This window comes from Streptomyces sp. SID3343 (assembly GCF_009865215.1).
Lineage (GTDB): Bacteria > Actinomycetota > Actinomycetes > Streptomycetales > Streptomycetaceae > Embleya.
The window spans coordinates 1-9,853 of record NZ_WWJX01001402.1; the positions used below are offsets into that span (position 1 = coordinate 1).

8 protein-coding genes and 1 tRNA gene are annotated in these 9,853 nt (G+C 70.9%); 3 read left to right on the forward strand and 6 right to left on the reverse strand.

Annotation, left to right across the window (positions count from 1 at the left end):
• The first annotated feature begins 499 nt into the window (after nt 1-499).
• Nucleotides 500-1,423: an SDR family oxidoreductase gene (locus tag GT354_RS44555; RefSeq protein ID WP_161362958.1), complete on the forward strand. Its 924-nt coding sequence runs from the start codon at nt 500-502 to the stop codon at nt 1,421-1,423.
• Nucleotides 1,424-1,701: 278 nt separating this feature from the next.
• On the opposite strand, the gene GT354_RS44560 is transcribed toward GT354_RS44555, so the two are convergent.
• The 6 genes from GT354_RS44560 to GT354_RS44585 form a co-directional block, all read right to left on the reverse strand.
• On the reverse strand, nt 1,702-2,655 hold the full coding sequence (locus tag GT354_RS44560) for an electron transfer flavoprotein subunit alpha/FixB family protein (RefSeq protein WP_161362960.1): 954 nt from the start codon (nt 2,653-2,655) through the stop codon (nt 1,702-1,704).
• A 129-nt stretch (nt 2,656-2,784) separates the two neighbouring features.
• Nucleotides 2,785-3,546 carry an electron transfer flavoprotein subunit beta/FixA family protein gene (locus GT354_RS44565; protein WP_161362967.1) on the reverse strand — a complete coding sequence of 254 codons (762 nt, stop codon included), beginning with the start codon at nt 3,544-3,546 and terminating at the stop codon, nt 2,785-2,787.
• 356 nt (nt 3,547-3,902) lie between these two features.
• Nucleotides 3,903-5,195, reverse strand: a complete 1,293-nt coding sequence (locus tag GT354_RS44570; protein WP_161362962.1) for an adenylosuccinate synthetase — start codon at nt 5,193-5,195, stop codon at nt 3,903-3,905.
• Nucleotides 5,196-5,268: 73 nt separating this feature from the next.
• A complete protein-coding gene (locus tag GT354_RS44575) occupies nt 5,269-6,276 on the reverse strand; it encodes a hypothetical protein (RefSeq protein WP_161362964.1) in 1,008 nt (335 codons plus the stop codon).
• Between the two features lie 36 nt (nt 6,277-6,312).
• On the reverse strand, nt 6,313-7,629 hold the full coding sequence (locus GT354_RS44580) for a molecular chaperone DnaJ (RefSeq protein ID WP_202512994.1): 1,317 nt from the start codon (nt 7,627-7,629) through the stop codon (nt 6,313-6,315).
• Nucleotides 7,626-8,444 carry an NUDIX domain-containing protein gene (locus tag GT354_RS44585; RefSeq protein ID WP_161362966.1) on the reverse strand — a complete coding sequence of 273 codons (819 nt, stop codon included), beginning with the start codon at nt 8,442-8,444 and terminating at the stop codon, nt 7,626-7,628. The genes GT354_RS44580 and GT354_RS44585 overlap by 4 nt, the downstream gene beginning before the upstream one ends.
• A 332-nt stretch (nt 8,445-8,776) precedes the next feature.
• Here GT354_RS44585 and GT354_RS44590 point away from each other — a divergent pair, with 332 nt between their 5' ends.
• Both GT354_RS44590 and GT354_RS44595 read left to right on the forward strand, forming a co-directional pair.
• Nucleotides 8,777-9,565: an STM4013/SEN3800 family hydrolase gene (locus GT354_RS44590; protein ID WP_161362969.1), complete on the forward strand. Its 789-nt coding sequence runs from the start codon at nt 8,777-8,779 to the stop codon at nt 9,563-9,565.
• Between the two features lie 214 nt (nt 9,566-9,779).
• Nucleotides 9,780-9,852, forward strand: a tRNA-Thr gene (locus tag GT354_RS44595).
• Nucleotide 9,853: the final 1 nt, after the last annotated feature.

Consider the following 9,853-nt stretch of genomic DNA (forward strand, 5'->3'; position numbering starts at 1 on the left):
GGGCGACGGCGGAAACCGCGGGCAAGGCGACGTCGGCCGGGCCCGAGCCCGAGCCCGAACCGCCCGAGGCGAAGGCCACCCCGCCGACGGCGACCGCCGCAGCGGCACCGACGACGGCCAGGATCGTCCGGCCGCGGAGCCGGCGTTTGCGTGAAGTCATCGCGTTCATCGAACCCATCGAGAGTCTTTTCCGATCGTCGGAGCCGGCTGATCACACCGCGCGGGCCACATCCGGCAGCCCGCGGGTGGCCGGATCGTCGACCCGGCCACCCCTCTGACGGCACCGCCTTGCGGATCGTTGCTCGGGACCGAACTCTTTTTCGAAAACCGACGCGTCGAGACCGTACGGGGTCGCCGGCCCGGCTTACTCATGTACGCGGCATCGATCTCCTCCTAATGTGACGTGCGTACGCGTGGTCGGGCGCGCGTACATACGCGCGGTCGGCACGAATCCCGACGCGACCCCGGCCCATTTCCCACCCGAGACACGGAGAGCCACATGACCGGAATCTGCGAAGGACGCGTCGTCATCGTGACGGGGGCGGGCAACGGCATCGGCCGCGCGCACGCGCTCGCGTTCGCGGCCGAGGGCGCCAAGGTCGTCGTCAACGACCTCGGCGGGGCGCGTGACGGCACCGGCGCGTCGGCGGGCCCGGCACAGGCCGTGGTGGCCGAGATCGTCGCGGCGGGCGGCGAGGCGGTCGCCAACACGTCCGACGTCTCCGACTTCGCGGGCGCGAAGGCGCTGATCGACCAGGCGATCGAGGCGTTCGGGCGGCTCGACGTCCTGGTCAACAACGCGGGCATCCTGCGCGACCGGATGCTGACCAACATGTCCGAGGCGGAGTGGGACGCGGTCGTCAAGGTCCACCTCAAGGGCACCTTCGCGCCGGCGCACCACGCGGCGGCGTACTGGCGCGGTCTGGCCAAGGCGGGCGAGGAGGTGGACGGCCGGATCATCAACACGAGTTCGCCGTCCGGCATCTTCGGCAACGTCGGCCAGACCAACTACGGCGCGGCCAAGGCGGGCATCGCCGGCTTCACCCTGATCGCGGCCCAGGAACTGGGCCGCTACGGCGTCACCGTCAACGCCATCGCCCCCACCGCCCTGACCCGCCTGACCGAGGACCTCGCGGGCTTCGCCGACGAGGAGGCCGCCGCGAAGATCGCCGAACAGCTCGCCCCCGAGCACATCTCGCCGCTCGTGGTCTGGCTCGGCAGCCCGGCCTCGGCCGGCGTCACGGGCCGGGTGTTCTCGGTCACCGGCAGCTCGATCAGCGTCGCCGAGGGCTGGGTCAACGGCCCCACGGTCGACAAGGGCGCGCGCTGGACGCCCTCGGAACTCACCGAGATCATCCCGGACTTGGTCGCCAAGGCCGCCCCCAACGCCGACATGAGCGGAAGCCGAACCGAGCCGGCCTGAGCACTGGGTCCTCGAACGCCGGACGGCTGTGTGTCCTCAAGCGCCGGACGGGCTGGGCTCAGCCCGTCCGGCGCTTGAGGACAACCCGACACGACGGCCGACACGAGACGCGAACGCCGACCACCACCAGCCCGTCCGGCGTTTGAGGACGGCCGGTCCTGCCTCGGCCGCACGACGAACCGCGCCGGGACACGCAACGACCCCGCAACCGGCGAACCGGGCGGGGTCGTCCACGAAGGCGGCACGAAGGCGGCACGCAAAATACGCGAATCCCGAGCCTACTTGCGCTTGTTGATCTCGGCCTCCAGCTGCGGCATGACCTTGAACAAGTCGCCGACCACGCCGTAGTCGACCAGGTCGAAGATCGGAGCGTCCTCGTCCTTGTTGATCGCCACGATGGTCTTCGAGGTCTGCATGCCCGCGCGGTGCTGGATCGCGCCGGAGATGCCGACCGCGACGTACAGCTGCGGCGAGACCTGCGTGCCGGTCTGGCCGACCTGGTGGCTGTGCGGGTACCAACCGGCGTCGACCGCCGCGCGGGAGGCGCCCACGGCCGCGCCGAGCGCGTCCGCGACCGACTCGATCACGTGGAAGTTCTCGGCGCCGTTCACGCCGCGCCCGCCCGAGACGACGATGTCGGCCTCGGTCAGCTCGGGGCGGTCGGACTTCTCACGCGGGGCGCGCGAGACGACCTTGGTGCCGCCGGCGGTGAAGTCCACCGACACGGTTTCCACGGCAGGGGTGGCCGGGGCCTCCTCCGGGGTGGCGGCGTTGGGCTTGACCGTGATGATCGGGGTGCCCTTGGTGACGTGCGCCTTGACCTGGTAGGTCGCGGCGAACACCGACTGCTCGGTGACCGGTCCCTCGGCGCCGGCCTCGACGTCGACGGCGTCGGTGATCAGGCCCGACTCCAGGCGGACCGCGACGCGCGCCGCGATCTCCTTGCCGTCGAACGAGGAAGCGACCAGGATCGCGGCCGGGTTCGCGGTGCCGGCGATCTGCGCGAGCGCGTCCACCGACGGGGTGACGAGGTACTCGGCGGCCTCGGGGGCGTCGACGACGTAGACCTTCTGCGCGCCGAAGCGGCCCAGGGTCTCGACGGCGCCTTCGGAGCCGGTGCCGACGAAGACCGCGGCGGGCTCGCCGAGGCGGCGGGCCAACGTCAGCAGTTCCAGGGTCGGCTTGCGGACCGCGCCGTCGGCGTGGTCGACGAGAACGAGGATCTCAGCCATGTGGGTTCTCTCCTTGTCCGGTACAGCCCGGATTTCTCCGGCCGGGAAGTTGTTTGTCGTTGCGGTCCCGGTCGCCCCGAGGGGCGACCGCCACGAACGTGTCGAAACAGTCCGGTGCTGCCGGCCGAATCAGATGAACTTCTTGGCGGCGAGGAACGCGGCCAGCTGCACGCCGCCCTCGCCCTCGTCCTCGACGACCTCGCCCTTGGCGCGCGGCGGGCGCTTGGTGACGGTGTCGACGGTGGACCACGCGGCGGACAGGCCGACCTGGTCCGAGTCGATGCCCAGGTCGTCCAGGTCCAGGGATTCCAGCGGCTTCTTCTTGGCCGCCATGATGCCCTTGAAGGACGGGTAGCGGGCCTCGCCGGTGCGGTCCGTGACGGACACGACGGCCGGGATCGTGGCCTCGATGCGCTCGGTCGCGACGTCGCCCTCGCGGCGGCCCTTGACGGTGTCGCCCTCGACGGCGACCTCGTCCAGGTAGGTGACCTGCGGGACGCCCAGGCGCTCGGCGAGCATGGCCGGGACGACACCCATCGAGGCGTCGGTGGAGGCCATGCCGCAGATCACCAGGTCGAACCCGGCGCGCTCGATGGCCTTCGCGAGAATCAGCGACGTGCCGAGCGCGTCGGTGCCCACGATGTCGTCGTCGTTGACGTGGATGGCCTTGTCGCCGCCCATCGCCAGCGCCTTGCGCAGGGCGTCCTTGGCGTCGTCCGGGCCGACCGTCAGGTACGTGATCTCGGCCTCGACGCCGGACTCCACGATCTTGAGAGCCTGCTCGATCGCGTACTCGTCCAACTCCGACAGCAGGGAGTCGACCGACTCGCGGTCGGTGGTGCCGTCGTCGTTGAAGCCCCGGTCCCCGGTCGCGTCGGGTACGTACTTCACGCAGACAAGGATTTTCACAACAGATCTCCTGTGGTCGTCCGGTCACCCAGGTGCCGGTCCGAGGGTGTCATGCCCGTCGACGTGTTCCGCGACGGGCCCACGGTTCCGGCCCCAAGATCCATCAATCTCCGCGCCACGATGCCACGCCCGCGCGGGGGCGCACGCGTGACACAGGGCACATTCAGTTCTGACGGTCCGTCAACTTCTGGGTTCGAGAGTACGCGGTCCCGGTAAAGCCGCTGACCATCGACCCGCAACCCGACACATCGACAGCCCTGGAGAACGGACTTCGAGACCCGTTCGGACCCGTTCGGACCCATCCGAACTCGTCCGGGCCCCTCGGATCCGAGACCGCTCTACGCCCCCCGGGCACCGATGTTACCGGACAGTAATACCTGTCTCTCCCCCTTGTCACCGGTGGCCGGCCCGAACGAGAGCAACGTCACCGGCGCGCCCAGTTCGGCAGCCACGAAATCCGGCCACTCGGCGGGCGCCGGCGCGCGCTCCACGATCGGCCGCGCGGCGAACATCCGCGCGGTCAGTCGCTCGGCGTGCGCGAGGTCGGGGGCATCGGCGACACGCGGCTCCGCGCCCTCGTACGCCCGGGCCACCCCCAGGCCCGGATGGCGTACATCCGTATGGGTGAGCGCGAGCCCGTCCACTCCCGCGCACACCGCCACCGCGTACCGGTGCGCCACCGCGTCGAAGTGCCCCACCCGAAACGCCCCCTGCCACCGCCCGGTCCCGTTGTAGGCGTCCGGCAGCGCGGCGGTCAGCGCCGCGTCCTCGGTGGGCAGCGGCCCCGCGCCGTGCCGCGTCGTATAGGTGCGCACCACGCCGAGCCGGTACACGCCCTCCCCCACCCCCGCCTCGGCCGCCAGCGTCTCGGCGTTCGCGAACGTCGTGGTCGACCACGTGGTGTACGGGTGGAACCCGTGCCACTCGTCGAGCAACACGCCCTGCGCACCCTCGAACACCACCGGCCCGCCCCGCAGCAGCCGACGCGTATATGCCTCGTCGACCACCCGGACCGCGCGCCCGAAGCCGGTGAACGCGTCCACACACGCGTCGAGATCGGGCCCGAGTTCGACCCCGAGCTCGGCGGTCAGCGCGTCCCGCACGGCGACCAGTTTTCGCCGTAGTACGTCCGGCGCCCGGCAGTCGCCCGCACGCGGGGCGAGATCGGGGTGGGCGAGCGCGAAGGCCGCGGTCTCGCCGATGCCCATCCCGCACGAGCCGTGCCGATCCGCTCCGCGCGCCGCCTCGCGGGCCCGGTTCGCCGCCGCGTGGTACGGCGTGGTCAGCAGCGCGTCCCGGTCCACGGTGAGCAGCGTGAACGGGTCGGCCACCCCCAGTGTTCGCAGGTGTTCGGCCTCGGCGGCGAGCGCGAGCGGGTCGACGAGCATGAAACGCGACAGGTGCGTGCGCGTGCCCGGGGTGAACGTGCCCGAACCGAACTGGGCGAACGTGTGGTGGCGTCCGTCGTCGGTGACCACGTTGTGCGCGGCCTGCGCGCCACCGTTGAACCGCACCACCGCGGCGACCGGCCGCCCCTCGTCGCGCGCTCGCGCGCACAGCCGGTCCACCGTGGTGCCTTTGCCCGCGTCACCGAACCCCAGGTCGACGACCGCGATGTGACGAGCCGTCATGTCACCGGGGGGTATGTCACGAGCCGTCGTGTGACGAGCAGGCATGGGCGTATGTCCTGTCCCGGGCCGGTCGCTACAGCCGCCTCGTCCCCGAGTCGGCGCCGCCGGTCCCGCCGCCGTCCAGACCCGGCAGCGCACCGGAGACCGCGACCGCGCCGTTCGCCCGCGCGTACGACGCGAGCGCCTTCGAGACGTTGGCGACCTGTCCGGACGCGCCGACCTCCCGCAGGTGGTCGAGGCCCTCGTCGAGGTCGATCGCGTCCTCGGCGAGACCGATGGTGAGCGCGATCGTCTCGCATACGCCGTCGGCGTCGTCGAGTTCGATGACGTTCTGCCGCAACAGGCCCTTCCATTCCCCCAGGACCTCCTTGTCGCCCACGTAGGACGATCCGGCGGGAAGAATGTAGTAGACCTCGAACGTGCGCTGGAGTTCGGCCAGGATCCGTTCGATCGGGATGTCCTCGCCGATGTCGTCGCCGATGAACTGCTTGACCTCGGCGCGTCGCACCTTGCGGTAGGGCATCTCGTCGCCGATCACGAACAGGTAGCCGCGCTTGCCGCGCTTCTCGTGACAGTCGATCGAGGTGTGTCGGGCCATGAAGTACAGCGCCAGTTCGTACGATTCGCGCTTTTGCCCGCCGCCCCCGCCCTCCAGGAGGATGTTGCCGAGCTGGTCGTCCATCCGGTTGTCCGACTCGAACTGCCCCACCTGCAACGGCACCCGGTCGCACGTGGCGTCGCCGATCGCGCCGAACATGATCTGCGGATCGCTGACGTAGCCCTTGCGCAGGAGCAGGCCGAACAGTTCCGGCAGCTTGGTCTGCAAGGTCTGCGGGACCTGCAACATCGAACCGGTGACGTCGAACAGCACCGATATCGCCACCGACGTCGGGTGCTCGTCGCTGTCCCGGCTCTCCCGCACCCCCGCTGTGCGCGGGTCCAGGTCGGCGTGCGCCGACCACGAACTGCGCGGCGTGCTGTTCTGCGTGACGTGGTTGTAGTGGAACGCGCTGCGCCCGGCGGCCCTGTTGTAGCTCTGCGCCGCGTCGTACACGTTGGTGGACCAGTTGCCGCTACCCATGGTGCTTCACTCCCCGATCAAGACGATGGGTCTGATTCATTTCTCGGTGGCCTTCGGGGCCTTGGCGGAATCGACCGGCGTCGTGACGTCGGCCGGTTTCGAAGTCCGGGGCGCCTTGGGCGCCTTGGTGGTTTTGGCCGCCTTGGTGGCCTTGGGCGTCCTGGCGCCGGCGCCGGCCCCGCCGCTCTTGGGATCGCGACGGGTGGGCATCGCGAACGGCCGGAAGCGGCGCGGGCCGTAGAGCTTGCCGAGCAGCTCGTCCAACTCGCCCAGCAGCTTCCACGCGTCGTGCGGCCGGCGCGCGGGCGCGGGCAACGAGCAGCCGCGGGCGAACCGGAGCAGCGGCTTGGGCGCGTCCGACGCGAGCAATGCGGTGATGCAGGCCGTCGCCATGTACACGTCCGTGGAGGTCTCGGGCGGCTGCTTGCCGGGGATCTCCGGCGGGTACAGGTCCGCGTGCCGGTCGATCATCGCGGGCACGTGTTCGACCGCCTTGGCGCGCAGGATCGCGTCCGGGCGGGCGCCGGCGACGCCGCTCGCGGAGTCGTCGAGCAGGACCGAGTAGCACCAGTCGACCAGGACAAGGCCGTGCCGGTGCGGATGGATCAGCACATGGTCGGGCGTGATCGCGCCGTGCACGACCCCGGCCCGGTGCGCGTAGCCGACGGCGACGAGCAGCCGGCGCCACATCCACGCGACGTCGCGCGCGTCCAGGCCGTCGGGGTACGCCTCCTGAACCTCCGTCAGGGAGCGGAAGCCGCGCACTCGTTCGATCACGTTGGCGCGCCGCTCGGTGCCGGTGGCCGCGTCGCGGTAGCGGAAGGACTCGACGAGGCGGGGCACGTAGTCCGTGTACTCCGGGTCGCCTTCGCGCGCGATCCGCTCCAGCGCGGTGGCCTCGCGCTCCATCAGGTCGTTGTCCGTCACCGAGCGCGGCATCTTCAGCAACGCCCGTGCCTCGCCGTCGTCTTCGGCGCGGTAGCTGACCTTGTACAGCGTCGCGATGTCGCCGCTCGCCCGCTCCTCGCCGACCGAGTACACCCGACGCTTGGTGGTGATCACGACCTGACGGCCCGTCACGCCCGTGATGTCCTGCTGGTATCGGTTCCACAGCTCGCCCAGGCGGGTGAACGCCGCCGCGGCCTCGGTGCGCCGGTCGGCGGGCGCGGTGTCGGGGTGCAGCAGCCGCGCGAGCAGGCGGTAGGTGCGGTTGGCCGCGCGCAGGCACGCCTCGGGGGTGCCGTCGTAGGGCCCGAAGGCGGCCTGCGGATCGCGGGCACCCGCCAGCAGTTCGAGCGCTTCCTCGAACGTGGTGGGCGCGGTGGTGGACGTGGTGCCGGGCGTCCTTGTCATCGGGAGTCCTCCTCCGGGGACGGGCGCAGCAGCGCCGGGTGCAGCAGTCGTGCCGGTCCCGCGCGGTACAGCCGGGCTCGACGCCCGCCGCGGGCTCCGCCGCGGGCGGTGGTGGCGCCGGTGTCCTCGACGAAGCCGGGCACGGACAAGACCTTGCGGTGGAAGTTGCCGGCGTGCATGGGTTCGCCCCACACCGCCTGATAGACCTCGCGCAGTTCGGTGATCGTGAACTCCTCGCCCGCGAAAGCGGTGGCGAGCGGCGAGTATTCGAGTTTGGCGCGGGCGCGTTCGAGACCGTCGGCGAGGATGCGCGCGTGGTCGAAGGCCAGTGATCGGAAGTCGATGTCGGCCACGGGCACCCACAGCGCGTGGGCCGCGTCGCCGCCGGCGGTCGGGTCGGGCAGGTCGGGGGCGAAGGCCAGGTGGGCGACCGAGACGATCCGCATCCGCGGGTCGCGGCCGGGCGCGCCGTACGTGCCGAGTTGTTCGAGGTGCACGCGGTCGAGCCGCGTACCCGTGGCAAGCCCGGTCTCCTCGGCCAATTCGCGCTCGGCGGCCTCGCCGAGGTCCTCGTCGCGGCGGGTGCCGTCGGCCTCCACGACGGGGCGCACGAAGCCGCCCGGCAGTGCGAGGCGGCCCGCGAAGGGCATCTCGCCGCGCCGGACCAGGAGTACGTGCAGCGCCTTCTCGGCGTCGCCGTCGGCCCCTTGACGGATCGTCAGCGCCACGATGTCGACGGTCACCGCGATCGGCTCGTAGGCGCGCGGGTCGTACGACGCGAGCCAATCACGTTCGTTGGTGACGGTGTCGGCCATGCGGCGCTTCCTTCGGGTCGGGTCCGCCGCGCCGGGAGGGGCTCGGCTCGGTGTGTGTGCACCGGGTTGCGGTCATTGCACGTCCGACGCGGCCCTGTCGGTTCACGTTCCCGGCATCGACCGCACGGTTGTTCTCGATTTGAGATCTTCTTAGATTGAGAACAACATACATGTCTTCCTCGACACCCGCGAGGGGGTTATCCCTCGAAGGGTCGGCTCCCTCTGGTAGGCATGGGCGACCCATCGCCGTCCGCGCGCTGTCCTTGGGCGGCGTCCCGGTACCACCGAGCAGGAGCGGAGAAGGTGGCATGTCCGATGTGACCGGTCCCGACATGAACGCCGTCGTGGGCGAGCAGGACCTACTGCTCGTCACGCTCGACACGCTGCGCTACGACGTCGCCGTCGAACTCGCCGCAGCCGGCCGGCTGCCCAACCTGGCGCGCGTCCTGCCCGCGGGGACCTGGGAGCAGCGCCACACGCCCGCGACGCTGCCCTTCGCCGCGCACACCGCGTTCCTCGCGGGCTACCTGCCCACGCCGCCGGACGAGCCCACGCAGCCGCGCCTGTTCGCGGCCCGCCGCGCCGACAGCGAGTCCACCAACGCGCACACGTGGCTGTTCGACACGCCGGACCTGCCCAGCGCGCTGACCAAGGCCGGCTACCACACGGCCTGCATCGGCGGCATCACGTGCTTCGACAAGCAGGGCGCCCACGACTCGGTGCTGCCGGGCATGTTTGCCGAAAGTCACTGGGACCCGGAGCTGGGCGCGACGTCGCCGATCTCCTTCGAGGCCCAGGTGGCCCGGGCCGAGCTGGTGGTGGGCGGCCTCGATCCCGCTCGCCGACTCTTCCTCCTGGTCGACGTCGCCGCCCTGCACCACCCCAACTGGTTCCACACCCCGGGCGCCAAGGCCGCCGACGGCGACACCCGCGAAACCCACGCGGCCGCCCTCGAGTACGTGGACCGCCACATCGGCCGCCTGTTCCGCGCCGTGAGCTGTCGCCGCCCGTGCTTCGCGATCCTGACCAGCACCCACGGCACGGCCTACGGAACCGACGGCTACGAGGCCCTGCGCCCGGTCCCCTACGCGGAGTTCACCATGAACCCGGGCGAGTGGTAGCAGTTCCCGAGGCCGGGCCCGGCCGACCGGTCCGCGGTAGAACCCCAGCCGACAACGAGAACGCAACGGGTGGTGCGGGCTGGAACACATCCCGGCCCACCAAAAACAAACCCGCAGCCCAACGGACAACGCACCCCGAACAACACGCAGGGCCATGCGGCCACGACCGAAGTTGCCGACACGAACGCCAGTCCGGTAAGTTTTCGCCCCGCAGGCCCCAATAGCTCAGTCGGTAGAGCGTCTCCATGGTAAGGAGAAGGTCTACGGTTCGATTCCGTATTGGGGCTC